The organism is Arhodomonas sp. SL1, from assembly GCF_052060015.1.
In the GTDB taxonomy this organism is placed as follows: Bacteria; Pseudomonadota; Gammaproteobacteria; order Nitrococcales; family Nitrococcaceae; genus Arhodomonas.
The window spans coordinates 39,795-64,461 of sequence record NZ_JBPODZ010000010.1 but is presented as its reverse complement, the minus strand read 5'-3'; the positions used below and the strand labels follow the sequence as shown (position 1 = coordinate 64,461).

General features: G+C 66.8%; 17 protein-coding genes. 15 read left to right on the top strand and 2 right to left on the bottom strand.

What is annotated here, in order from left to right; all coding sequences use genetic code 11:
* Nucleotides 1-18 precede the first annotated feature (18 nt).
* The 6 genes from ACQ754_RS13550 (at nucleotide 19) to argJ (ending at nucleotide 8,075) form a co-directional block, all read left to right on the top strand.
* A complete protein-coding gene (locus ACQ754_RS13550; RefSeq protein WP_440997565.1) occupies nucleotides 19-2,043 on the top strand; it encodes a hydantoinase/oxoprolinase family protein in 2,025 nt (674 codons plus the stop codon).
* A gap of 11 nt (nucleotides 2,044-2,054) precedes the next feature.
* Nucleotides 2,055-3,752, top strand: coding sequence for a hydantoinase B/oxoprolinase family protein (locus ACQ754_RS13545; protein ID WP_440997564.1), 1,698 nt, complete (start codon nucleotides 2,055-2,057; stop codon nucleotides 3,750-3,752).
* A gap of 1 nt (nucleotide 3,753) precedes the next feature.
* On the top strand, nucleotides 3,754-3,948 hold the full coding sequence (locus ACQ754_RS13540) for a hypothetical protein (protein ID WP_440997563.1): 195 nt from the start codon (nucleotides 3,754-3,756) through the stop codon (nucleotides 3,946-3,948).
* 103 nt (nucleotides 3,949-4,051) lie between these two features.
* Nucleotides 4,052-5,365, top strand: a complete 1,314-nt coding sequence (gene gabT / locus ACQ754_RS13535) for a 4-aminobutyrate--2-oxoglutarate transaminase (protein WP_440997562.1) — start codon at nucleotides 4,052-4,054, stop codon at nucleotides 5,363-5,365.
* 35 nt (nucleotides 5,366-5,400) lie between these two features.
* Nucleotides 5,401-6,822, top strand: coding sequence for an NAD-dependent succinate-semialdehyde dehydrogenase (locus ACQ754_RS13530; protein WP_440997561.1), 1,422 nt, complete (start codon nucleotides 5,401-5,403; stop codon nucleotides 6,820-6,822).
* On the top strand, nucleotides 6,819-8,075 hold the full coding sequence (gene argJ, locus ACQ754_RS13525; RefSeq protein WP_440997560.1) for a bifunctional glutamate N-acetyltransferase/amino-acid acetyltransferase ArgJ: 1,257 nt from the start codon (nucleotides 6,819-6,821) through the stop codon (nucleotides 8,073-8,075). Before ACQ754_RS13530 ends, argJ begins: the two co-directional genes overlap by 4 nt.
* A gap of 88 nt (nucleotides 8,076-8,163) precedes the next feature.
* On the opposite strand, the gene ACQ754_RS13520 is transcribed toward argJ, so the two are convergent.
* Nucleotides 8,164-8,508 carry a sigma-70 family RNA polymerase sigma factor gene (locus tag ACQ754_RS13520; protein ID WP_440997559.1) on the bottom strand — a complete coding sequence of 115 codons (345 nt, stop codon included), beginning with the start codon at nucleotides 8,506-8,508 and terminating at the stop codon, nucleotides 8,164-8,166.
* A 573-nt stretch (nucleotides 8,509-9,081) separates the two neighbouring features.
* Here ACQ754_RS13520 and ACQ754_RS13515 point away from each other — a divergent pair.
* From ACQ754_RS13515 to ACQ754_RS13485, 7 genes are all read left to right on the top strand, one after another.
* Nucleotides 9,082-9,516, top strand: a complete 435-nt coding sequence (locus ACQ754_RS13515; protein WP_440997558.1) for a hypothetical protein — start codon at nucleotides 9,082-9,084, stop codon at nucleotides 9,514-9,516.
* 76 nt (nucleotides 9,517-9,592) lie between these two features.
* Nucleotides 9,593-12,103 (top strand): hypothetical protein, encoded by a 2,511-nt coding sequence (locus ACQ754_RS13510; RefSeq protein WP_440997557.1) that lies wholly within the window; start codon nucleotides 9,593-9,595, stop codon nucleotides 12,101-12,103.
* On the top strand, nucleotides 12,100-15,273 hold the full coding sequence (locus ACQ754_RS13505; RefSeq protein ID WP_440997556.1) for a hypothetical protein: 3,174 nt from the start codon (nucleotides 12,100-12,102) through the stop codon (nucleotides 15,271-15,273). The genes ACQ754_RS13510 and ACQ754_RS13505 overlap by 4 nt, the downstream gene beginning before the upstream one ends.
* A 505-nt stretch (nucleotides 15,274-15,778) precedes the next feature.
* The gene (locus ACQ754_RS13500) at nucleotides 15,779-17,395 is read left to right on the top strand and encodes a DUF1302 domain-containing protein (RefSeq protein ID WP_440997555.1); all 1,617 of its coding nucleotides are present in this window, start codon (nucleotides 15,779-15,781) and stop codon (nucleotides 17,393-17,395) included.
* Nucleotides 17,396-17,436: 41 nt separating this feature from the next.
* Nucleotides 17,437-18,798, top strand: coding sequence for a DUF1329 domain-containing protein (locus ACQ754_RS13495; protein ID WP_440997554.1), 1,362 nt, complete (start codon nucleotides 17,437-17,439; stop codon nucleotides 18,796-18,798).
* A 5-nt stretch (nucleotides 18,799-18,803) separates the two neighbouring features.
* Nucleotides 18,804-19,913 (top strand): hypothetical protein, encoded by a 1,110-nt coding sequence (locus ACQ754_RS13490; protein ID WP_440997553.1) that lies wholly within the window; start codon nucleotides 18,804-18,806, stop codon nucleotides 19,911-19,913.
* The gene (locus ACQ754_RS13485; RefSeq protein WP_440997552.1) at nucleotides 19,906-22,308 is read left to right on the top strand and encodes an efflux RND transporter permease subunit; all 2,403 of its coding nucleotides are present in this window, start codon (nucleotides 19,906-19,908) and stop codon (nucleotides 22,306-22,308) included. Before ACQ754_RS13490 ends, ACQ754_RS13485 begins: the two co-directional genes overlap by 8 nt.
* On the opposite strand, the gene ACQ754_RS13480 is transcribed toward ACQ754_RS13485, so the two are convergent.
* Nucleotides 22,256-23,050 (bottom strand): LuxR C-terminal-related transcriptional regulator, encoded by a 795-nt coding sequence (locus ACQ754_RS13480; RefSeq protein ID WP_440997551.1) that lies wholly within the window; start codon nucleotides 23,048-23,050, stop codon nucleotides 22,256-22,258. The two genes, ACQ754_RS13485 and ACQ754_RS13480, sit on opposite strands and share 53 nt — an antisense overlap.
* A gap of 186 nt (nucleotides 23,051-23,236) precedes the next feature.
* Here ACQ754_RS13480 and ACQ754_RS13475 point away from each other — a divergent pair, with 186 nt between their 5' ends.
* Together ACQ754_RS13475 and ACQ754_RS13470 are read left to right on the top strand one after the other, a co-directional pair.
* On the top strand, nucleotides 23,237-23,707 hold the full coding sequence (locus tag ACQ754_RS13475) for a cupin domain-containing protein (protein ID WP_440997550.1): 471 nt from the start codon (nucleotides 23,237-23,239) through the stop codon (nucleotides 23,705-23,707).
* Nucleotides 23,708-23,770: 63 nt separating this feature from the next.
* Nucleotides 23,771-24,568, top strand: a complete 798-nt coding sequence (locus tag ACQ754_RS13470) for an SDR family NAD(P)-dependent oxidoreductase (RefSeq protein WP_440997549.1) — start codon at nucleotides 23,771-23,773, stop codon at nucleotides 24,566-24,568.
* Nucleotides 24,569-24,667 lie beyond the last annotated feature (99 nt).

Below are 24,667 nucleotides of genomic sequence, written 5' to 3'. Positions count from 1 at the left end.
CTCACGAGGAGAGCAACAGTGCAGCGTATTATCGGAATCGATATCGGTGGTACCTTCACCGATTTCGTGGAATACGACCCGGCTACCGGGGCGATCGCGGATTGGAAGAATCCGACGACGCCGAGCGAGCCGATTACCGGCGTGCTGGAAGGCCTTGGCGAGGTAAAGGACCTCCAAGGGGTTAGCAAGTTTCGGCTGGGAACGACCATCGCCACCAATGCGCTGCTTACCCGGCGCGGCGCGAAGATCGCCTATGTCACCACGGAAGGATTCCGTGACGTCCCTTTCATCCAGCGCGGTAACCGTCGAAGTCACTACGATATCACTTGGATCAAGAGTCGACCGCTCGTCAAGCGGGCGAACTGCTACGAGGTCAAGGAACGGATTTCCGCCAAGGGCGAGACCGTGGAACCGCTGGACGAATCATCGGTGCGCGAACTCGCGCAGAAGATCCGGTCGGAAGCCGACATTGAGGCGGTGGCCATTTGCACGTTGTTCTCTTACATCGATCCGGGCCATGAGGAGCGAATCCGGGAGTTGTTCCGCGAGGAGTTGCCCGGAATCCCTGTGTCCATCTCCTATGACGTGCTCCCGAAATGGAAGGAGTATGACCGCGCATCGACGACCATTGCCGACGCGTACCTCAAGCCCGTGGTCTCGCGGAACTTCGAGACCATCAAGGAGCGCCTGGACGGTATTGGCATCGGTGACCGCATCGGTGTGATCAAATCCAACGGCGGGGAGGCCACGGTGGACGGTGCGGCGGCCGCTCCGGTCCAGATGGTGCTCTCGGGTCCCACGGGGGCGGTGGTGGCGACGCGTGCGCTGTCGAAGCTCACCGGCATCGAGAATCTCGTGACCTTTGACATGGGCGGGACCTCCACGGACTGCTCCACGGTGGTCGATGCGATGGAGCACATGACCACCGACTTCGAGGTGGAGTGGGGGCTGCCCATCCAGGTCCCCATGATCGACGTCCACACCATCGGCGCGGGCGGCGGCTCCATTGCCTGGGTAGACAAGGGCGGCATGCTGCGCATGGGACCCCAGTCTGCCGGCGCCGAGCCGGGCCCCGCATGTTACGGCCGTGGTGGCGAGGAGGCGACGGTTACGGATGCAAATGTCGTTCTGGGCCGGATCAATCCCGCGCATTTCCTCGGCGGAAAGATGGCACTGGACGCCGATGCCGCCCATCGTGCCGTGGCGGCGGTCGGCGAAAAGCTCGGACTGAAGGCCGATGAGGCCGCGTATGCAATGCTTCAGATCGCCAACAACAACATGCTGGGCGCGCTTCACGTGGTGCTCCTGCAGCGCGGCCTGGATCCCCGGGACTTCACCCTGGTCGCCTCCGGCGGCGCCGGCCCGGTCCACATTGGCGATCTGATGTCGATCTCCGGTATCCCTCAGGGCCTCGTGCCGAACTACCCCGGACAGTTCTCCGCGTTCGGCTTCATCATGACCGACGCCCGCGTGGACCGTCACCGCACCGTGCAGCAGACCTCTCGGGCCTTCGACGGGGCTCGGGCGACGGAGGCGATGACCGAGCTCGTCAACGACGCGGTCTCCGAGCTGCGGGCGCAGGGGTATGCGCAGGACATCGAGATCTATCGCTCCATCGAGGCGCGCTACCTCGGCCAGAACCATGAGCTTGAGCTCACCGTGCCCACCAGTGACTTCAGTGAAGAGCAGATCAAGGATCTCTGGAAGCGTTTCCACGAGGAGCACGAGAAGCGGTTCAGTTTCTCCATCCCCGGCGAGACCATCGAGACCGTGAACCTTAAGGTGGTCGCGGTGGCGCTTTCCGATAAACCGAAGCTCCCGGAGCTCGCGGAAGCCAAGGGAAGCCCGGATGCGAAGGGCGCACGGAAGGTTCGTTATGAGCAGGGATGGATCGAAACCCCGGTTTACGATCGCTACTCCCTCCTGCGCGGGCACGAGATCGCCGGCCCGGCAGTGATCGAGGAGAACTCATCGGTAACGGTTCTGCAGCCCGGCCAGTCCCTGACGGTCGACCGACTTGGCAATCTCAAAATTTCCGCGTAAGGAGGAGCGTCATGGATTACGTGACGATGAACATTCTCGAGTCGGCCATGACTTCATTGTGCCGGCAGATGGGTGTCGTTCTGATGAAGACATCCTATTCGACCATCTTCAATGAAGCGCTGGACTTCACCTGCGGCCTCGCGGACATGAATGGGGACATGATCGCGGTCGCCGATTACTGTCCGGCGCAGATCGGGGGTATGCCGCTGCTGGTCAAGTCCTGCCTCAAGGAGATCGCCCTGGAAGACCTTGAGGAGGGCGACATCATCGTGCACAACGACCCCTACCGGGGCGGGCTGCACACCCCCGAACACACCTTCTTCAAGCCCATCTTCGTGGAAGGCGAGATTATGGGCTTCGCGGTGGCCATCGGCCACCTCGCCGAGGTCGGTGGCATGGTCCCCGGTGGATTCTCCGGCGAGGCCACCGAGATCTTCCAGGAGGGTCTGCGCATACCGCCGGTCAAGATCCGCAAGGCGGGGAAGGACAATATCGAGGTCTGGAAACTCCTTCTCGCCAACGTCAGGACGCCGCGGGCCAATTACGGTGACCTTAGCGCCCTGATTGCGGCCGTGAATCTTGGCGAGCGGCAGATGGTCGAGATTTACAGGAAGTACGGCAAGGAGAAGATGCGTGAGACCGTCAACGATCTTCTCGAGTACTCCGAGCGCCGGATGCGCGCCGAGCTGGAGGGGATACCGGACGGCGTGTACTCGTTTACCGACTACATCGAGAGCGACGGGGTCGAGTCGGATGCGGAGTACGCCATCAAAGTGGAGGTGCACAAGAACGGCGGTGAGGTGATCGTTGATTACGCGGGCTCCTCTCCACAGGCCCCGGGCCCGATCAACGGCACCCTGGGCGTCGCGACCTCCGCGGCATACAACGCCATCCTGCACATGACGGATCCGTCGATTCCGAGAAACTCAGGCTGCTTTCGGCCGATCCGCGTCATGGCGCCCCCGGGAACTATCGTCAACGTTGACTTCCCCGGGCCTTCGGTAGGGGGCAACACCGACACCCATCCCCGTGTCGTGGGTGTGATCTTCGGTGCAATGGCCGATGCGGTACCCAACCATGTGATGGCCTCCGAGGGCGCGACGCACTGCAACTTCGTCTTCGGTGGCGTGGATGCGGATTCCGGTGAGTACTTCGCCTGCTATGACCTCGAGATGGTCGGTTATGGCGGACGCTCCTTTGCGGATGGCAATGACGCGATCGATTCCATCAACGGTAACTGCCGAATCACGCCCACCGAGGTCTACGAGACCCGCTTCCCCTGGCGGGTCGAGCGCCTATCGCTGAATGTCGACGGCGGCGGCCCGGGCCAGTACCGGGGTGGTCTCGGCTACACCAAGCAGATGCTTTGCCTCAACGAGGAGATCACCTGCTCACAGATGACCGACCGGCACATCCTGCCGGCCTGGGGCCTCAAGGGCGGTAAGGACGGTGCCCTAGGCGCAACCCTGGTTAAGAAGAAGGCAAGCGAACAGTGGCAGACGGTCCGGGAGGCCTACGGCAAGCCATCAACCAGCCGGTACTCGAATCTCTCGATCCGCAAGGGTGATCGGGTGCGTCTGGTGACCCCTAGTGGGGGTGGTTACGGGGATCCGACCAAGCGGGACCGCGCGGCGGTGGCGGAAGATATGCGCGAGGGCTTCGTCTCGGAGCAGGCGGCGCGTGAGCACTACGGCTATCAGGGGGGTTGAGATGAGGTTCTCCGACAACGGGCTATACATTGACAGCTATCTCAAGTGTGCCAACTGCGGAATCTTGATCTACGAGCAGGTCGAGGAGGATGCCCGCAAAATGGTTGTCCACGACGACGAGACCTACTGCTCCCAGGCCTGCGTGGACTGGAAGCTCGAGCGCGATCGGCGCTGGGCGAAAGCTGACCTGAAGTAGGGTCACGCAAGGGGCGGTCCGTGCCCGCGCGGACCGCTGGTCACCGCTAACCTCTTTCACTTCCCCGGCTGTCATTGTGGGCTGGGGGAGCAGGGATGTCGTGATGAATACTCAGACGCAGAATGAAGAACTCAAGGCTAGGGATAGCCAGGCGATCCCCGCCGGACTCTCAAAGCAGCACGGAATCTATATCGAGAGGGCCGACAATGCCCAACTCTGGGACGTGGATGGCAAGCGATATATCGACTTCGCTGCCGGTATCGCCGTCAATAACACCGGTCACCGCCACCCGAAGGTGCTCGAAGCGGCCAGGGAACAGCTCAACTACCTGACGCATGCTGCCGCCCAAGCAACGCCCTATGCGCGGTACGTGGAACTCTGCGAAAAGCTGAACGATCTGTTGCCCGGTGATTTCGCGAAGAAGACGTACCTGATGTCAACGGGCGCGGAGGCCGTGGAGAATGCCATAAAGATTGCCCGGGCAGCGACCGGACGGTCCGCGTTCATCGCGTTCTCCGGGGCGTTTCACGGGCGGACGATGATGGCAATGAGCCTGACGGGGAAGACGCAGCCCTATAAAAAGGGGTTTGGCCCACTGTTCCCGGAGGTTTTCCATGCGCCGTTCCCCGTCACCTATCACGGGGTCAGCGACGCGGACGCGTTGGAAGCAGTGGAACACATATTCAAATACGATGTGGACCCCTCCCGGGTGGCCGGCATCATCGTCGAGCCGGTGCAGGGGGAGGGCGGATTCTATCCCGCATCAAAAGGCTTCATGCAGGCCCTGCGCAAGATCTGCGATGACCACGGTATTCTGCTGATCGCCGATGAAATCCAGACTGGTTTCGGGCGCACCGGCCGCCTCTTTGCCATGGAGCATTTCGAGGTAGCGGCCGACATCGTGACCATGGCGAAAGGGCTGGGTGGTGGCTTCCCCATCTCCGCAGTCTCCGGCCGCGCGGAGGTTATGGACCGGATCCCGCTCGGCGGGGTCGGATCCACCTACGGCGGCAACCCGGTTTCATGCGCGGCAGCCCTTGCGGTGCTTGAGGTGATTGAGGAGGAACGGCTGGCCGATCGCGCGGAGATGGTCGGCCGAAGGGTCATGGAGCGCTTCGAGCGACTCAAGGAGGACCCGGCATTGGAATGCATCGGCGATGTCCGCGGTCTTGGCGCGATGATCGCGATCGAGTTCGTTAAGGATCGCACCACCAGGGAACCCTGGCCGGATATCGTCAAACCCATGATCAGCAAAGCGGAAGACAACGGCCTGATCCTGCTGCCTTGCGGCGTATGGGGGAATGCGATTCGGCTCCTGACACCGCTAACGATTCCGGAGAGTCTCTTAGAGGAAGGGCTGGACATCTTTGAGGAAAGCCTCCGTGATGTCGTGGCCGAAAGGCGGGTTGTCGCGTGAGGGGTGCGGGCGTATTAGAGAGGGGACGGGCGTTCGTGAATGGTTCGTGGACCCCGGCGGCCCACGGGCGGGTGTTCCCGGTGACGAATCCGGCCACCGGAGCGGTGATCACCGAGGTGGCCGACATGACGGTGGAGGATGCCGGCGCGGCGATCGACGGCGCAATTGCCGCGCAGGCGCAGTGGCGGGAGCGCTCCGGCAAGGAGCGCGCTGCAGTACTGCGTGCCTGGCATGCCAAGCTCAAGGAGCATAGAGAGGCTATCGCCGCCCTGATCACGGAGGAGCAGGGCAAGCCCCTGTCTGAGGCGCGGGGCGAGGTTGAGTTCGGTGCCTCGTTTGTGGAGTGGTTCGCCGAGGAAGCCAAACGCCTCTACGGCGACCTGATTCCAGGGCCGACAGGGGATCGCCGGTTCGTCGTGGTCAAACAGCCCATCGGGGTATGTGCCGCTATCACCCCCTGGAATTTCCCCCTAGCGATGATCACGCGCAAGGTCGCCGCGGCGCTTGCTGCCGGATGTTCCATGGTGGTCAAGCCCTCCGAGGAGACGCCGTTGACCGCCCTGATGGCGGCGCAGCTGGCGACGGAGGCGGGCGTCCCGGACGGGCTCATCAACGTTGTTACAACCCTGGATGCTCCAGGTGTCGGAGAACTCTTCTGTCGGCACGAGAAGGTGCGGAAGATCTCATTCACCGGCTCGACACGAGTCGGAAAGCTGCTGCTGGAGCGCTCCGCGCCCGGGCTCAAGAAGGTCTCCCTGGAGCTCGGCGGCAACGCGCCGTTCATCATCTTCGAGGATGCCGATCTCGAGCGGGCCATCGAGGGCGTGGTGGCGGCAAAATACCGCAACTCGGGGCAGACCTGCGTATGCGCGAACCGAATTTTCGTGCACGAGGCGGTGCACGATGCGTTCGTTGAGGGGCTGAGCCAGCGGATTGTGGAACTACGGCTTGGTAACGGCGCGGACGAGACGGTAACCCAGGGGCCTCTCATCAACGAGCGAGCGGTCGAGAAGGCAGAGGCGCTCGTTGAGGATGCGCTTGCGCGCGGGGCGCAACTGGAGTGCGGCGGAGGGCGCTGGCACCCCGAAGCTGCATGGTTTGAGCCTACCGTCCTCACCTCCGTAGATCGCTCGATGCGCATCGCCAATGAGGAGGCCTTCGCCCCGATTGCACCGGTGTTCCGTTTCCGCAATGACGACGAAGCCTTGGAGATGGCCAATGATACCGCCTATGGGCTGATGGCCTACCTCTACACAAGTGACGTTTCCCGAATGTGGCATTTCGGGGAGCGTCTCGAGGTCGGAATGGTCGGTATTAACGAGGGGGTGATCTCCAGTGAGCTGGCGCCGTTCGGTGGGATCAAGGAAAGCGGCATAGGCCGTGAAGGGTCCAAATACGGCATCGACGAGTACGTCGAGATCAAGCAGCTGTGCTTTGGTGGCCTGAGGCCCTCATGAGCGCCGACCGGGACGACCTCAACCGGTATCTCGCCCCGGAATTTCGCTTCGCCGACGGTGCGAGCACGGTTGCGGGCACCGCCTTCTCGGTCGCTGAGACCGGCATGAAGTATCGCGGGCGAACGGATGCGTTTCTGGTGGCGTTTCCGCAGGGGGCGAGTGTGGGTGGTGTGTTCACACAGTCCGCCTGCCCTGGCGCGCCGGTCGACTGGTGCCGCGGCATTATTGGTGATGGAAGGGCGAGAGGCCTTTTCGTCAACGCGGGGAATGCGAACGTCTTTAACGGGCCGGCGGGGCTCAGTGCGGCGGAACGGACTGCGCAGCTAGCGGCACATGGCATTGGGTGTGCACCCGAGGAGGTGTTCCTTGCCTCAACCGGAGTGATCGGCGAACCCCTGGACATGAGTGCCTTCGAACAAACCCTACCCGGGATGAGTGCGACGCTGGGGGCGCATACCCTCGAGGATGCCGCCAGGGCAATGATGACGACAGACACTCACCCCAAGGGTTCCGTGCGGGAGATTCACGTTGGGGGCGCGCAGTACCGTGTCGCGGGGATCGCGAAGGGATCAGGGATGGTGGCCCCGAATATGGCGACGACGCTGGCGTTTCTATTCACGGATGCGCCCGTGGAAGCGGCTGCGATTCAGCAGATGCTCCGTGGCGGGGTGGACGACACCTTCAACGCCATCAGCATCGACTCGGACACCTCGACCTCGGACATGATCCTGATGTTTGCCACTGGAAGGTCGGGAAATATCCGTAGGCCCGTCGACTCAGATGTGGGTGCACTGGTTGCCGGCGTGAATGAGGCCGTGCACTCGATTCTGCGGGATTTGGCGTTGCAGGTGGTACGGGATGGGGAGGGCGCGAGCAGGCTGATCGAGGTGGAAGTGACGGGCGCGAAGACCAAGGCTTCTGCTAGGCGTGTGGCTTTCTCTATCGCGAATTCTCCACTGGTGAAGACCGCCGTGGGGGGCCGGGACGCCAACTGGGGTCGGGTTGTCATGGCCGTGGGCAAGTCGGGTGAACCGATCCGCCGGGAGGCATTGGGGATCTCGTTCGGAGATATTGCCGTGGCAGAAGCCGGGCGTGGCTGCACCCATATCGACGAGAGTGCCCTGGCTTCCTACATGGATGGGGAAGTGGTTGCTATTCGTGTTTTCCTTGGCGTCGGCGCTGCCGCGGATCGGGTTTATACCTGCGATCTCACCGAGGAGTATGTCCGCGCGAACGGCCACTACCGGTCCTAGGTGCCAGGGTTTGCCGGTGCTTGATAGCCCCCTCTTGGCCGTGGGGCGGTATACCTGTGATACCTCACGCGAGCGGGGCCTGTCTCCATCAACGACGGCGCCGCAGTGCGTCGATGACGCGGTCCGCCATCCGCGTGCAACGCGCACCGACGAAGGGGAACAGGCGCTCGAAGCCACCGTTTATGATGTGGCGTTCCTGGGTTCGACGAAGCTGGCGGCGGGCACGGAACAGGCGGGTCTTCATCGTCACGGGAGAGAGCCGCAAATCCTCGGCGATGGCCTGGATGGTCATCCCCTCGGCTTCTCGCAGCGTGAACACCAAACGGAGCTCAGGCGGCAATCCGCCGATCGCTTTCTCCAGCAGTGCCCGGAACTGGCTGCGACCGAGCGCCGCCTTGGGCGTCTCCGGTGTCTGGCCCGGAAAGGGCGGCACAGCGGCGGCGGATCGCGCGTCTCCGCCACCGTGTCATAGGCGTCGGTGTAGCGTCGGCCGCGACGCTGTATCTTCGCAGTTGATGAGTCTCCTCTATCCCTTGGACACCCCGTTGGTACGTAGAGGTGCGATCCAGGTATGTTAGTGGCCAAGTAAGCTGCCCCCCTGCTGGTCAACAAAATTGACCCACCTTCGCGTGGCCGTAGGCAATGGGTGAACGTACCGTCGTCCGCGCTGATGCGCTGAGTGAGCCGTAGCGCAGCTCGTGCCATAAACTATAAAGAATACAAACAGCTCGGGAAGGAGCCCAATGTCGACTGGACGCGTCGGTACTTCGCCACCCCCGGATTGGCTTGGATTCGGCATTGGGTTACCGCCGGGTCGGATTGAATCACTTGGGCTTGGCGAAGCTGCAAGACGTCCGTCTGTTAGGCTGAGGGTCTCGCGGAGACACGTATCGGACCACAGCTGCAACCACTGACGTCGCGCGGGGGGACCGTGGCAACTGACCCTGTCTGGCGTACCGTAGCGCTGTCGCAGATCGAGGCTCGACCTGATTCCGACGAAACGGATTTGAATGAAACGGATGTTGGCATCCTAGCGGCACTCCCTCCCAATGCACTGAGACACCTCGCCGTCGTGCGCCCGATGGTGGTGGTGCGCCGCGGCCGGCGGCGCTACCAGTTGCTTGCCGGTCACGTGGTCTATCGGGCGATGCGCGCGGCCGTTGATCCCGACGAGGCGGTGCCGGTGGTGGAGGTGGACAAGGGGGCGGGGGCGTCCCTGATTGCCGCGGTCGAGCGGCTGGTACTACCTGCCATCGACGGCGCCGGCGCCAATCCGCAGGTGGTGCGGCGATGGCTGCAGGCGCATGAGCGGCAGCCGGCGCTGTGGCGAGAGCTCGGGATGGAGGGGCTGACGCGTACGGACCTTGCTCGCCACCTTGGCCTTTCGCGCAGCCGGATGTACCGAATACGCGACGGCGAAGACAGCGACCGAGATGGATGACCCCCTAGAGCTATTTCTGGCCGCACTATCGGCTGAGGGGAGAGAGCGCCTGGAAGAGGTTCGATTCCATCTGGGAATGCCCGCCGAATGTCCGGGGGTGTATCCCATCGCGCATAACCTCCTCCGACTGCGTACATCAGCGAAACCCCTCCTCGGCACATGGGCGGCGGAAGCGGTCGCCATCTGGGAGTTCGCGGCGGCCGTGCACGCCGTGCCGGCCGATCACCCATCGCGGGGCTGCGAGCGCCTGACGGCGCGCCGTCGCGGCAGCCGCTATGTCGCGCCACTGCGCGGCTATTACCGGACCCACCCGGTGTGGGCGGCACTGTGGTATCGGCACTGGCAGGATGCCGAGGGGGAGGGCGAGGGCAGGGAACATCCCGAGCTGTACCGACGCCTGCAGGCCCACTACCTGGCCGCCCACCTGCGCATCTTATGGCGGGGTGAATTCGTCCTGCCAGCCCGAATGGAGTCGGCGGGCCGGGCCGTTCGCTTTCTCCACCACCCGACGTTTGACCATGTCGTGGCGTGGTTCGAGCGACGGGCCGAGGGGCCTATTGCCCTGTTCAAGGCGTTGGTAAGCGCCAAGGAGTACCTCCAGCGCGAGGATGAGACCTCGCTGAGCTATGGCCTCGGCTGCCTGGCGGAGATGATCCGGGTGGCGCACGCACTGGGCTATCCGTCGGTGTTTCACGACCGGCAGGGCGAAAGCACCCCGCGGTCGCACTCCAGTGGCTATGGGCGGTGGGAGGTGGACCGGCTCTGGCCGGATCACGCCTACTATTGGTACTTCGTTGCGCGCGATGGATACGGCCAACTGGCCGGCCGCGAGGGCATGATCGAGGTGATCGAACCGCCCGAAGGTCCCCGGGAGGGCATACTTGACGCTGGTGGCGCGCCGGGGGAGTACCAGAATCCGGGCGGGGGCGCGTGGATCGATGTCGACATGCTGGTCGATGATGCGGATCCCGGGGAGCTGCCGCCGCTCGGCTCGCTGTACGCGGCGGCCCGGGCGCGTGCGCGGCGGATGCGTATGCAGGTACAGCGCCTGCGGGTCGATGCCGCCCGGATTCGTGTCGCCGAGATCGCCGAGCTCGTGGGCACGCTCTCCGAGGACTATCAGCGCTTCGCCCGCCTGCAGCCGCGGACGCAGCAGGCGCAGCAGCATCGCGACGAGACCCTGCGCATGCTGCGGGTCGCGGCGGTGGCCGTGGTCACCGGCGCCCGACCGGCAGAGCTCAATCGTCGCCACCGCTTTCCCATCATCGAGCGCGCGAAAGACCTGCCGACGGACTACGAACTGGGGCTCAATCCCGAGCACGGGATGTGGATCCGGCCCTATGATGAGCCGGAGCGCCAGCCCATGCGCGTCGATCGCGGTAGCGCCCGCGTGGAGACCTGGCCGCGGGTCGTCTATCCGGATGTGTGGTCGGTGGCCGCGCACACCACCGATGCGGATCGCCCCGAGCAGTGGACGACGCATCGCACGAGCACGCTCCGCTCGCGTTGGGACGAGTTCCTCGAGCGCCATGCGTTCGAGTATGTCCGCCCGAAGTGGCTGCGCTACGACGCGCTTGCCGGCATATTGCCGTCGTGGTGGCGGGGCCGGGAGGAAGGCGATCACCTGACCGGCCGTCTCCTGTTCCGCGACAGCGACCCCCTCGCATCCGTACATCACTACTACACCGCCTACGATCGCGAGGCCCTCGCCGATCGCTACCACTCGGTCCTGGCCGATCTCGCCGAGCGGATTGAGATCCTGGACGCGGACCAGGTTGCGGGGCCGCAGCTCTTCGCACGCCGGCGCATTGCCTGGTCGGCCCCGAAGAGCTGGGTGGGCGATGACCGGGTGCTGCGCGTCGAGGCGATGCAGCGCCTTGTGGCGGTGCTGCGGGAGTCATTGACCGCGCACGGGCACATGGATGCCATCACGCAGCACAACCGCATGGCGCTGTATACCGGCGTCGGCCTGGCGCTCGTCACCGGCTTCCGCGCCGTCCGCACGCCCATCGTCGATCTCACCGAGATCGATCACGACACCCGGACCCTATGCCTCCAGGAGAAGGACCGCTGGGATGGTGGCGGTGCCCGGCTCGTGGTGCTACCCGAACCCGTCTATGAGCAGGTGCACCATTATCTCCGCCACCTGCGCCGGCTGTGGGTGCGCCTGCCGGCGGCCACCGCGGCGAGTGTGCACGTGCCGGCGACCAAGCACCGCGATGCCAGCGTCTACGGCAGCGACGGCTTTGATCTCGCGCTCCATCGCACCCTGTTCCTCTTCCAGTCGGACGACAGCGGCCAAAGCATGCCGGTGGAGTTTGCTGGCGCGGCCATGCAGGCGGAGCTCAACGCGCTGCTGCCCGACAGCTGGCCGACGCCCAATGCCGGTCGCCACGCGCTGCGGAGCTGGCTGACCGAGCAGGGGGCGGCGGTCACGGTGATCAATGCGATCATGGGCCATGCCCATTACGGCGAGGAGTACTGGGCGCCGGCCTCGGCCATGGATCCCGTCGGGATGCGCCGCGAGGTGCTGCCGTACCTGGAGGCATTGACCCGCGTGCTCGGCTATCAGGCGGTGCCAGCGTGAGCGACGAGGTCGGCGGTCACGCCACTGAGCCCTGCGGCGGCGACGAGCCGATCCGGCGGTGTTGGCGACATCTCTGGGATCCGCAGCCGGTGGTGAGCCTCGATGGTGATGGCGATGCGGGGCTGCGCCTTGATGCCGCACAGCGACAGGCCGGCGAAATGGCGGACGTGCTGCGGCTACTCGCCGCGGAGCATCCTGCACTCCTGCGAGTCGATGGCGGCGGGCAGCCGCCGCGCTACAAAAGCGAACAGAGCAAGGAGCTGCTGCAGTCGGTGCGGGCGGTGGCGCCGCCTCAGCGCGGCTTCGTCATCCAACGCCGCATCCTCGAGGTGCTGGATGCCGGCAATCGCGCTGGCTGCTGGACGGTCCCCATCGTCCAGATTCCAGCCCCCCTGCCACCCCCGCCGGCGCCGGTGTTCAGTGGGCGGCGCTTCGCCGCGGCGACGCGCTACCAGGAGTTGCCGGAGGCCTTCGTGGAGACTATTGCGGTGAATCCCGACATGACTCCGAGGGCGGTGTGGGGCCAGGTCCAGCTCGCGGCGATGCTGTACGGTGGCGTGCTTCGGATCAACCGCCTGTGGTCGCTCGGCCAGGCCGTCGCCGAGGGGCCGCGACATGGGCATTGGCTGACCTGGCGGACTCCGACGGCGGAGGCTGGGGAGGGGCTGGAGCGCCAGTATCTCGATCCGCTCACGCGGCTACTGCTTATCCGGTGGCGCCGGATCGGGTGGCCGGCACGGCCGTATCGCCGTCGCGGTGCCCGGGAGCTCTATCGATGCATCGCGGCGTACGCGGAGCATGCCGGCATCGATGCGCTGTTGCCGCCGACCCTGGCTGAGCTGCGGACGTTCGCCGAGGTGCGCCTGGCGCTCTATGTCCCGCCCCATCTCCTCGGCGTGGCGAGCGGGCACTATCACACCACCACGCTGCCCGCGCAGGCGCTGGAGCGCCTGGTGGCGTCGCCCGCCGCGATTCCGACGGACCGGGTGCCGGTACCCGACGAGGGGGTGGACACGCCGGGTCCCGCGACAAAGCCCTACGAGGACGGGGCCGATGAGCCCGCGTCGTCGGAGTCCGAGGACTGGCTGGAGGATCTGCGCACCATAGGGCGTATCCTGCGCCGTGGCGCGGGGGATGCGCGCTCGCAGTTGGCTGTGATGCGCGACGATACCGATCGGCTCTGGGGCGTGCGCCGCCTCGCCGAATGGGGTGGGGAGTGGCTGCTGCGACGGCAGCGTGGGCGGCGGGCGTATGCCCCGCGCACCGCGTATGACCTGTATAACGCGGTGGCCGAGCGGCTGCTCGGTCAGCTCGCCACCGATGATCCGGCCGAGCTCTCCGGGGATGATCTGGTCGAGCTCTACGGCAACGCCCTGGAGGACACCGATTCCCCGGGGGCGCGGATCCGTGTCGCCAACGGTTTGCGGGTCTTTCATGCCTACCTTTGTGCCTATCACGACGCGCCCGATCTGGCTGACAGCACGGTGTTCGCGGTGCGGGGTCAGCGGCCGGTCAGCGTGGACGCGAATTTCATTGACCCGGAGACCTTCGAGTGGACGCTGGACTGGCTGGCCTTCCGTGGCGGTGGTAAGCAGGCGGTGGACGCCGCCGTACTCATGGCGGTCCTCGGCTACTACGCGGGGCTGCGGCGCAGCGAGGTGGCGGGCCTGCGTATCGGCGACGTGGAGGGGCCGCCGGAGTGGGATCTGGTCGTACGCCCGCACAGCCTGCGGCGGCTGAAGAGCCAGAGCGCGCACCGCGTGATGCCCTTGGGCGTCCTGCTACCCTCCCGGCACCTCGAGCGACTGAGGGATTGGTGGTGGCAACGGCGTCGGCACGCGGAACAGGCGGGCGAACCCTGGCGGGAGCGGTTGCTCTTCGATGGCACTGACCCGGAGGAGGGCACGGCCGAACGTCAGCGCCAGTGGATTCAACGCGGTGGCGCGCAGATGGCGCGCATCCGGGATGCCCTGATGCGGGTCACCGGCGACCCCGGTGTCCGCTACCATCATCTGCGCCACAGCTTTTCCAATCGCTTGTTATTGGCATTCTGGCAGGCGGAACAGGAAGCCGCGGGGGATACGACGGCCGCCCTGCCGGAGTGGGCCGGAGATCTGATCGGCACCGACGCCTGGCGGCTGCGCGAGCCGCTCCTCGGGGAGGCCGCCGTGCAGCGCCGCAGTCTGCTGATGGTCTCGGCGATGCTCGGTCACGCGTCACCGGAGATCACGCTCGGCCACTACATCCACCTCGCGGATCTGCTGCTTTCGCGCGCGGTTCGCCGGGCACTCCCGGTGATGAGCGACGCGGCACTGGCGCGGCTCGCGGATCGTAGTCCCTCCCGGATCCAGCAGCTCCGCGACCACCGTGATGGCAATACCAGCGCCCTGCTGGATCATCTCGGTGACCGGTTGCTCCCGGCCGAGCAGCGCCTGCGCCCGCGCCCGTCGCAGGGCTACCGGGTCCTCGCGATGCCGGAGGACCGCTATGAACACCATCTCCTGGTCACGGACACGCTGAACGCCCGGGCGCGGTCGTCCGAGTGGTTGCAGCAATTTCGACCACCGTGGTCGGATGCCCAGTTCGCCGAGTGGACGGGGCGGCTTGAGCGGTTACCGGAGTACTTGCGGCGATCCCGCTACGGCGCGCATCACGAGGCACTGATTGACCCGCCGATGACCCAGCAGGATGTCCGGCGGGCACGCGCCACGCTGCAGTGGCTGACTGAGCTATCGGCCGCCCGCCGCAATGCGCTATTGGAGAGTTACCGTGTGGGGCGACTGGCGTCGAATCCCGTGGATGTGGTGTTCCGCCGGTTGGCCACCGTGCGTACCTGGCGTGATCTCATCGACCATCTGGATCTGGCAGCCGCGGTCGATTACTACGTGGTGCCGAAGCGGGGTAGCGGCTATGGCGGCGCGGCTGCACAGCTGCGCTACTGGCGCGAGCGAACGGGCGTTGAGCTCACACTTTGGCCCGACGCGTTTGATGCGCCGGAAACTGCGCCGCCGCCGAGCGAGCGGGGATGGGTCCTATGCCGGCATCGTGGCGGTGCCGGTGATTCGCGTGGCTACTGGGTCTATGGGATCGCGTGGGCGTTCGTCATGGAGTGGTTGCTGGGGACGCTAACCGAAGCCGGTAAAGGACTTGGTGGGACGTCCGGCAGCTAGTGTCTCTGGCCGCGGGGATAGGCGCGGTGGGTGTCCGTTTGGGTGGCGTTACAGATCACGGAGGAAACTCCCATGCATACCGGCTGCGCTAGCTTAGAGTATTGCCTCATACCCGGCCGGCGCCTCACCAGGCGCCCAGCTTCGGGCGCTTCGCTTGATGGGGCACTGCGTCGGTAGCACCCGCTCCCCCTCATTAGTGAGAGGTGTGCTGGGCAACCACGCCATGCATCCTTCTCCTCACCGGACAAAACAGCAACAAGTCCGGATCACTACGAGGAGGATAGACATGCAGCTTCGACCCACGCTCCCGGATCGCCGACGGCAATAGTCGCGATCGTCTCGCGTCCTAGAGGGCGCCGGACTTCAAACCCTCAATCCAGCGGGATCATCCATCCGGTCTGTGGCCGTAGAAGACGCGGTATGTGTCTTCCGCAGCGCCCGCGGACCGGATTCAGGACACGGGACGGCCATCGTCCTCACGTTGGGCTATTGCCAGGAGACACCCATGCATCGACTCGGTTACGCGACGCATTCGCGCCCTCATCCGCTGCGAACGGTGAGCCTCGTCACTTTCACGGCCGGGACTCTGCTCGCAGCCCCCGCCGCCATGGCCTTCAGCGGGAAGCTGTCGGACTCGGTGACCTACCGCTTCGACACCAACGTCAAGTATAGCGCCCTGTGGCGCCTGCAGGAGCCGCGGGACGAGCTCGTCTCCGACGTCAATGCGGACGATGGCAACCGCAACTTCGACGCCGGGCTGGCCTCCCAGCGCCTGGATCTGCTCTCCGAGTTCGACCTCAACTACAAGCGCCGCGCCGGCCTGCGGGTGAGTGCCGCGGCCTGGTGGGACACGGAGTACCACGACGATACGGACAACGACTCGCCCGGCACGTACAACGCCTTGAGCGTTCCCAGCACGGAGTTTCCCGACGAGACGGTCGATCTCCACGGCGGGAAGGTCGAGCTCCTGGACGGATTCGTTCACGGCAACCGCGAGATCGGACCGGCACTGGTCAGCGCCCGTGCGGGCCAGTTCACCCACCTCTACGGCGAGAGCCTGTTGTTCCCCGATAACGGCATCGCCTCGGCCATGGCGCCGCTTGACGGCATCAAGAGCGTCAGCGTGCCGAGCTCCCAGGCCAAGGAGCTATTCATGCCGGTGCCGCAGGTGTCGGTGGATGCCCAGTTCACCGGCGGCCTCGCCCTCGGGGCGTATTACCAGGCGCGGTGGCGGCGTACCCGGATCCCGGCCGCGGGGAGCCTGTTCAGCACCGCTGACATCCTGGACGACGGCGGCGAGAGCCTGCTGGTCGGTCCTGGCGCGTACCTAGGCCGGGGCCCCGACGTCGAGCCCGACGACAGCGGCGAGTTCGGCATGGCCGTAAAGTACACGGACTGGAAACACGACCTGGACCTGGGCTTCTATTTCACCCAGTTCCACGCCAAGACCCCGCAGGTCTACATCCGGCCGGGCGTGAACGCCGATCCGGGCACCGGCAAGGCGGGGCAGTACACGCTTGTCTTCCCCGAGGACGTCCGGGCCTATGGCGCCAGCCTGTCCACCACGATGCTCGACGCCAACGTGGCGGCGGAGGTCTCGCTGCGCACCAACTCGCCGCTGAACTCCGGGTCGCCGACGCTCGCCCCGGGGGAGACCCCCTCCCTGGACGATCCCCGGCACGCGGTGGGCAAGACGCTGCACGCCCAGGTCTCGTTCATCAGCCAGCTCGGCGGCAACGCGCTCTGGGACACCGCGGAGCTGCTTGGTGAGGTTGCCCTCAACCATCGCCTGTCCGTCGACGAAAACGAGGACATGCTCGCCGAGGACAGCGACCGGACGGCGGTCGCGTTCAAGCTGAACCTGACCCCGACGCACTACCAGGTTCGCTCCGGCCTCGATCTCACGACGCCGGTGTCCGTTTCCTACAACGCCATCGGGACCTCGTCCGCGGTGGCGGGCTTCGGCAACGAACGTGCCGGCAACGTCACCGTCGGCGTCGGTGCGACCTATGACGCCGTGTGGCAGGCCGATCTCTCCTACGTGGCGTACTTCGGTCCCACCGGCAGCCAGCCGCTGCAGGACCGTGACCACATCTCCTTCAACGTGCGCCGCACCTTCTGATGCGCGGGCGCTATCCCATAACGACTCCCGGAGGACACATCATGAAGGCCTGGTTCAGGACCACCCTTTTGGCGACCGCTTCCCTGTGCGTGGCGGCGAGTACGCAGGCCGGGGCCGACGAGGCCGGGGCGGCCCGTCTCGGCGGAGAGCTCACCCCGTTCGGCGCCGAACGTGCCGGCAATGCGGCCGGCACCATCCCCGAGTGGACGGGCGGCCACATGACCTTGCCCGCGGGCTACGAGAGCGGCGATCCCCGTCCGGACCCGTTCGCCGACGAGCAGCCCCTGTTCACGATCACTGCCGACAATATGGGCGAGCACGCGGACCGACTCTCGGAGGGTGTGAAGGCGCTGTTTCGCAACTACCCGGACAGCTTCGCCATCGACGTCTATCCCAGCCACCGCACCGCGGCGGCCCCGCAATGGGTCTACGACCACACCCGCCGGAACGCGGAATCCGCGGCACTGACCGAAGGCGGGCTGTCCCTGACGGGGGCCTACGGCGGCCCCCCGTTCCCCATCCCCGAGAACGGGGCGGAGGCGATCTGGAACCACCTGCTCATCTGGTCCGGGCACGTGTTCTACACCGAGCTCGCCAACTACGTCGGCACCCGCGACGGCGACCGCATCCTCTCGTCCGCCGGCGACATGTGGAACCAGTTCCCCTACTACGACCCGCACGGCAGCCGCGAGGGCTTCGAGGGCTGGTACCGCTACAACCTGAGCCGCATCAGCGATCCGCCGCTCATCGCCGGCGAGAACATCGTCGTCAACGAGCACACCGACGCGAAGGACATCGGCCGTCAGGCCTGGCAGTACCTGCCCGGGCAGCGGCGGGTCCGCAAGGCGCCCCAGCTCAACTACGACACCCCGTACTCGCAGTCCAACGGCGTCATCAACTGGGACGAGGTGTGGGTCTTCAACGGCGCCATCGACCGCTACGACTGGAAGCTGGTCGGCAAGAAGGAGATGTACATCCCCTACAACGTCAACGGGATGCACGCCTTGCCGGTGGAGGAGGCGTTCGCCGAGCACCACTGGGCGCCCGAGGCCGTGCGCTTCGAGCTGCACCGCGTCTGGGAGGTCGAGGCGACGCTGGCGGACGGCGAGCGCAACGTCGTCGCCAAGCGCCGCTTCTACCTCGACGAGGACAGCTGGATGGCCGTCCTGGGCGAGGGCTACGATGCGGCGGGCGAGCTGTGGCGCGTGTACTTCTCCCTGCCGACGCTGATGCCGGACATCCCGGCCGTGGTCGCCGCGCCCTACGGCGCCATCAACGTGCAGACCGGGGAATGGTACGCCCAGCAGGTGATGAACGGACTGGACACCCGGTTCGAGCTGGTCGAGCCCAAGAGCGACCGCTTCTTCACCCCCGGTAACCTCTCCATCATCAGCCAGCGGTAGCGCCGATGACCGCGCAGACTTCCCTCAACGGGCCTACCCGCGCGTGGCGCTGGGCCGCCACCCTGGGGGCGGCCCTCGCCCTGGCGGGGCCGGCCGGGGCGGCCCAGACGCTGCCGTCGCCCCTGGACCGGCCCGCCCTGCAGACGCCGGCAGCGACGGACGTCCCCCTCGTGGTGGCGGAGGCCCTGCCCGGTGGCGACGCGGTGGCCGCCGGCGCTCGCGGTGTCGTCCTGCGGGCGGGCGGGAACGCGGGCGACTGGCGGCAGGCGCCCGTGCCCGTCGCCGTCACACTGACCGCCATGGCGTTCCGGGGCGACGGCACCGGCTACGCCGTGGGCCACGGCGGTGCGATCCTCCGCACCGAGGACGCGGGGCGCACCTGGACGCGCCTTCGCGACGGCCGCACCGCGGCGGCGGATCTGCGGCGGGCGCTGAGCCGGCGGCACGACCCGCTGCCGGACTGGGCCGAACGCTGGCTCGCGATCCTCGCTACGGAGGCGACCGGACAGCCGTTCCTGGACGTCTGCACGGTGCCGGGAGGGCGGACGGTGCTCGCCAGCGGCGCCTTCGGCCAGCTCTGGCGTTCGGACGATGCGGGCACGACGTGGACGCCGATCTTCGACCGCCTCCCGGTGGACGACCGCTACCACCTCTATGACCTGTCCTGCACGGCCGACGTCGTCGTCATCGGCGCGGAGTTCGGCCGTGTCTACCGCTCGACGGACGGCGGTGGGCGCTTCGCCGCCGTCGACACCGGGGCGGAGGGAACGATCTTCGGGACGGTGGTGGCGCCCGACGGCACCCTCGTCGCCTACGGGCTGCGAGGGCTGGTGCTGCGCTCGACGGACGATGGGGCGAGCTGGGACGCCCTCGCGGCGCCGGTCGAGAGCACGCTGGTGGCCGCGGCCACCACGCCGGACGGCGGGCTCCTGCTGCTCGGCCGCGACGGGCGGATCCTCGGCGCGCCCCCCGGCTGGGACCGTCTGTCGCTGCGCCGGACTGTGCCCGGTGGCCCCTTCAACGACCTCGCCCTGCTTGCGGACGGCTCGCTGCTCCTCGCCGGCCGTGGCGGCCCGGTCCGCACCCCGCTGAGCCCGGAGGCCGTCCATGACTGACTCCGCCCGCCGCGCCGCCGCCGGGCCGCTGGAGCGCGTGGTCTTCGGCGCGCGTGCCTGGATCGTCGGCGCCTGCGTCGTGGTGACCGTCGTCATGGCGCTGCACGCCGCGCGCATCGAACTCAATACCAGCTACCTGAAGATGATCCCCACGGGCCATCCCTACGTCCAGAACTACCTGGATCACCGGGACGAGCTGTCGGGCACCTCCAATCTGGTGCGCATTGCGGTCGCCAATCCGGACGGCTCCATCCTGGAGCCGGAGTACCTGGAGACACTCAAGGACCTGAACGACGAGCTGCTGCTGGTGCCCGGCGTAGACCGCTCGTTTATGCAGTCCATCTGGACGCCGAACACGCGCTGGCGGACGGTCACCGAGCAGGGCTACGACGGCGGTCCGGTGATGCCCGACGGCATGACGGGCACGGAGGCGCAACTGCGCCGGCTCCGCGCGAATATCGAGCGCTCGGGGGAGATCGGGCGGCTCGTGGCCAACGATTGGCGGTCGAGCGTCATCGTGGTGCCCCTGCTGGACGTCAATCCGGATACCGGAAAGCCGCTGGACTACCGTGCCTTCGCCGACCGGCTGGAGCAGCTGGAGCGGGACTACGAGGCGCGTGGCGTGGAGCTGCACGTGGTGGGCTTCGCCCGCCTGGTGGGCGAGATCATCAACGGCCTGACCCAGGTCGCCGCCTTCTTCGGCCTGACCGTCGCGATCGCCATGGCCCTGCTCTGGGGATTCTCCCGGTGCCTGCGCAGTACGCTGCTGGTGGTGGGGTGCTCGTTGACCGCGGTGATTTGGCAGGTGGGTCTCCTCCAGCTCCTCGGCCTGAGCCTCGACCCGTATTCCATCCTCGTTCCCTTCCTAGTCTTCGCCATCGGCATGAGCCACGGCGCCCAGAAGATGAACGGGATCCTCCAGGAGGTCGCCGCCGGGGCGGACCGCCTGACCGCTGCCCGGCTGACCTTCCGTCGCCTGTTCTACGCCGGCATCGCGGCGCTGATCAGCGATGCCGTGGGCTTCGCGGTCATGGGCGTGATCGAGATCCCGGTCATCCGCGAGCTGGCGATGATGGCGAGCTTCGGGGTCGGCGCGCTGATCGTCACCAACCTCATCCTCCTGCCCCTGCTCCTGACCCTGGTCGGCGTCAGCCGTGCGGCGGCGGAACGCAGCGTGGCGCACGAGCGCGCGAGCGACCGGCACCCCGTGTGGCAGGCCCTCGACCGGCTCACGCGCACCGGTCCGGCCGCCACGGCCGTGTCGGTGGCCGTGGTGCTCGCCCTCGGTGCCGCCTGGATCGCCCGCGACCTCGCCGTCGGGGACTTGGACGAGGGGGCGCCGGAGCTGCGCCCGGAGTCCCGCTACAACCGCGATGCCGCCTTCTTCCGCGACCACTACGCCGCCAGCTCGGACGTCCTGATCGTGATGGTCGACACGCAGCGCGGCCAGTGCGCGAGCTACGAGGTGCTGTCGCTGGTGGACGCGCTGGCCTGGCGGCTGCGGGCGCTGCCGGGCGTGACCGGGACCCAGTCCGCTGCGGGGCAGGTCCGGGTGCGGTCGGTGGGTATGAACGAGGGCAACGGCAAGTGGGGCGATCTGCTCGCCTCGCAGGGCATGCTGAACGCCATCGTCGCCCGGCTGCCCCGGGGCAGCGTCGGCATGAACTGCGACTTCGTCCCCCTCAGCGTGTACCTGGCCGACCACCGCGCCGGGACCCTGCAGTCCGTCGTGGCCGGGGTCGAGGCCTTCCGCGACCGCTATGCCGTGGAGGGCGCCACCATCCGGCTGGCGGCCGGGAACGCGGGGATCGAGGCGGCCACCGCGCAGGTGGTCGAGCGGGCGTTCGGGCAGATGGTCTACATCGTGTTCGCGGCAGTGGGGCTCGTCTGTCTGGTGGTGTTCCGCTCGCCGAAGGCCGTGCTCACCGCGCTGCTGCCCCTGGTCGCCATCTCCGTGCTCTGCGAGGCGCTGATGGTCGGCCTGGGGATCGGGGTGAAGGTGGCGACCCTACCGGTGATCGCCCTCGGCGTGGGCATCGGGGTGGACTACGCGGTCTACCTGATCGGCGTGCTGTGGCCGGCGCTGCGCGCCGGGGTCCCGCTGGGCGAGGCATATTACCGCACACTCGTGCTGACCGGGCGCATCGTGATCTTCACGGGCCTGACGCTGTCGCTCGGGGTGGCACCCTGGATGTTCTCGCCCATCAAGTTCCAGGCGGACCTGGGGGCGCTGCTGGCCTTCATGTTCCTCGGCAACATGATCGCCGCCGTCGTGCTGGTCCCGGCCCTGACACGCCTGCTGCCCGGTGTCGGCCGGGCTGCCCGAAAGACGCGGCGCGCCCCTACAGGATCCGCTCCACGAGCCCGGTCTGCACCGCTTTGGCGACCAGGTTGACGCGGTTCGCCGCATTCAGACGCTCGGCGGCGGTGTCCAGGTGAAACCGTACCGTCGTCTGGGAAACACCGAGGATCGCGCCGATCTCGGCGTTGGTCTTCCCCAGGGCCGCATACCGGAGGCACTCGAGTTGGCGATTCGTGATCTCGAACGACCGCAGGGCGACCTCGCGGCTGTTGGCCCGCACCAGGTCGTGAAAATGGTGGGCCGCCAGCCACAGCGGCGTCGGGTCGATGTGCTCCAGGACCCCGGTGTCCGGGGTCACGAAGTTGAGGATCCCGAAGCGGCCCGCGGAGTCGTGGAGCGGAACGGTCAAACCCCGGTCCACGCCCGTGCGGTTCTTGCAGGCGCGCAGGATGCCGACCTCGCCGCCGCGCAGCGGCAGGTCGGAGCGTGGCAGCGTCGAGCCGCCGTCCAGCACCTTCCAGCTGCAGCGCTCGCCGAGGGTGAACTGCCAGCTGAATGGCAGGGTGGTGGCCATCGCCATGCCATGCAGCGGCCAGGCGACGTAGCGCTGCTGCTGCTCGACGTAGGCCATCCACTCGCGGGCCTGGCGCACGACCCCGAAGCCCATGGAGGCCATCTGGGGGGCCGGCCCGCCGTCGGGGCTGCGCAGCTGGGCCAGGAGGACGTAGTGAACGGCGATGAACCCCAGGTCGGCGGCGCGGCCGCCGAGGGTGTCCATCGCCGCCGCGAGGCTGTCGCTGCTCGTGATCTGCTCGCAGATGGGGTCGTTTCGCACAGAACGCCCAGCCCCCGGGGAACGAATCCGAAGGCGCCACTATGGCACGAGGTTTCCCGGGACTCCAGAACGTCGCGCTGCGCTACCGGCGCAAGGACCCAGTCCGCGGACCCTCGGGGTTGCCACCCCGCGGCCGTGCGGTCATCCCTGCCTTCCAACCCTAGTCGTCGAACAGGAGACGTAACCATGGAAACCACCACGAAACACCTTGGCCACGAGTGCTGGGACGATGGCTCGACCATCGTCCGCGCGGAGCAGGTCCCCTGGACGGAGTGGGCCCTGCCGGGCACCTGGTTCAAGCTGCTCGACTACGACCGCAACCACTCGTACACGTGCATCCTGCTGCGTATCGACCCGGACGCGCCGGAGACGGTGCACAAGCACATCGGCGCGGCCAACGCCCTGATCCTGCAGGGCGGGTTCTCCTACGAGCACGGCACGGTGCGCGAGGGTGACTACATGTGCGAGGCCGGCGGCGTCGCGCACACCCCCACCATTCACAGCGATGGCTGCACGCTTCTCGGCTTCATGCACGGCTGCGTGGTCGGCTACAACGAGGACGGCTCCGTTGCCGGGGTGGTCGACGTCGACTGGATGGTCGAGCAGGCCAGGGCCAACAACGCCTTCCGCCACCTCGAAGGCGTCCCGCGCTCGTGATCCGACGCCCCGTCGCCCCGCACGGGCGCCGGGGCACCGCACCAACCAAGGAACCCACACCCCATGCAACTCGCCAACAAGATCGCCCTGGTCACCGGTGCCGGTAGCGGCATCGGTCGCGCCGCCGCGGAGCTGTTCGCCTGCGAAGGTGCCTCCGTGGTCGTCACCGACGTCAATGCCACCACCGCTGAGGAAACGGCCCACCGGATCGCCGCCGCCGGCGGCACAGCCCTCGGCCTGGCCTGCGACGTCAGTGAGTCGGAGCAGATTCAGGCCATGATGACCCGGATCGAGGCGGAATACGGCCGGCTCGACGTGCTGTACAACAACGCGGGTGTTTCGGGACCCCTCGGGGGCCTCTTGGACGTCGACCCCGCGGACTGGGCCACGGTCATGCGGATCAACCTGGACGGCACCTTCTGGTGCTGCCGGGCTGCCATGCCGTTGATGCTGGCCGGTGGGAGGGGCGCCATCATCAACCAGTCCTCGGTCGCCGCCCTGGTGGGCGGTGGGCCGCCGCACCTGGGCCCCGTCACTGCGTACAACGCGAGCAAGGCTGCGGTGATCGCGCTCACCCGCTCCATCGCCTACGAGTTCGGTGACCGCGGTATCCGCTGTAACGCCATCCTGCCCGGCTCCGTGCGGACCGGCATGACCGGCCCGGCGCTGCAATCGGAGAAATACGTCTCCGCGGTCACGCGCTCCACCCCCATGGGCCGTTTCGGTGAACCCGAGGAGGTAGCGCGCACCGCGCTCTTCCTGGCAAGCGACGCGGCGAGCTTCGTGACCGGCGAGACCCTCGTCGTCGACGGGGGCTATGTCACGGCGCAGGGGCCAGTGTTCACCACCGTGGACCTATAGCGATCCAGTCGGCGGCCAGTCCCCGGCCGCCGTTCGCCTCCCGAACCCACCCCGCAGATGCGCCCGTTCGGAGACGTCTGCCGTGCTTTGAGCCTTTCG

Coding starts and splice junctions, on each gene's coding strand:
- ACQ754_RS13510 (WP_440997557.1), top strand. CDS start 9,593: ATGCCCGCCGAATGTCCGGGGGTGTATCCCATCGCGCATAACCTCCTC.
- ACQ754_RS13545 (WP_440997564.1), top strand. CDS start 2,055: ATGGATTACGTGACGATGAACATTCTCGAGTCGGCCATGACTTCATTG.
- gabT (WP_440997562.1), top strand. CDS start 4,052: ATGAATACTCAGACGCAGAATGAAGAACTCAAGGCTAGGGATAGCCAG.
- argJ (WP_440997560.1), top strand. CDS start 6,819: ATGAGCGCCGACCGGGACGACCTCAACCGGTATCTCGCCCCGGAATTT.
- ACQ754_RS13470 (WP_440997549.1), top strand. CDS start 23,771: ATGCAACTCGCCAACAAGATCGCCCTGGTCACCGGTGCCGGTAGCGGC.
- ACQ754_RS13495 (WP_440997554.1), top strand. CDS start 17,437: ATGAAGGCCTGGTTCAGGACCACCCTTTTGGCGACCGCTTCCCTGTGC.
- ACQ754_RS13540 (WP_440997563.1), top strand. CDS start 3,754: ATGAGGTTCTCCGACAACGGGCTATACATTGACAGCTATCTCAAGTGT.
- ACQ754_RS13490 (WP_440997553.1), top strand. CDS start 18,804: ATGACCGCGCAGACTTCCCTCAACGGGCCTACCCGCGCGTGGCGCTGG.
- ACQ754_RS13475 (WP_440997550.1), top strand. CDS start 23,237: ATGGAAACCACCACGAAACACCTTGGCCACGAGTGCTGGGACGATGGC.
- ACQ754_RS13485 (WP_440997552.1), top strand. CDS start 19,906: ATGACTGACTCCGCCCGCCGCGCCGCCGCCGGGCCGCTGGAGCGCGTG.
- ACQ754_RS13500 (WP_440997555.1), top strand. CDS start 15,779: ATGCATCGACTCGGTTACGCGACGCATTCGCGCCCTCATCCGCTGCGA.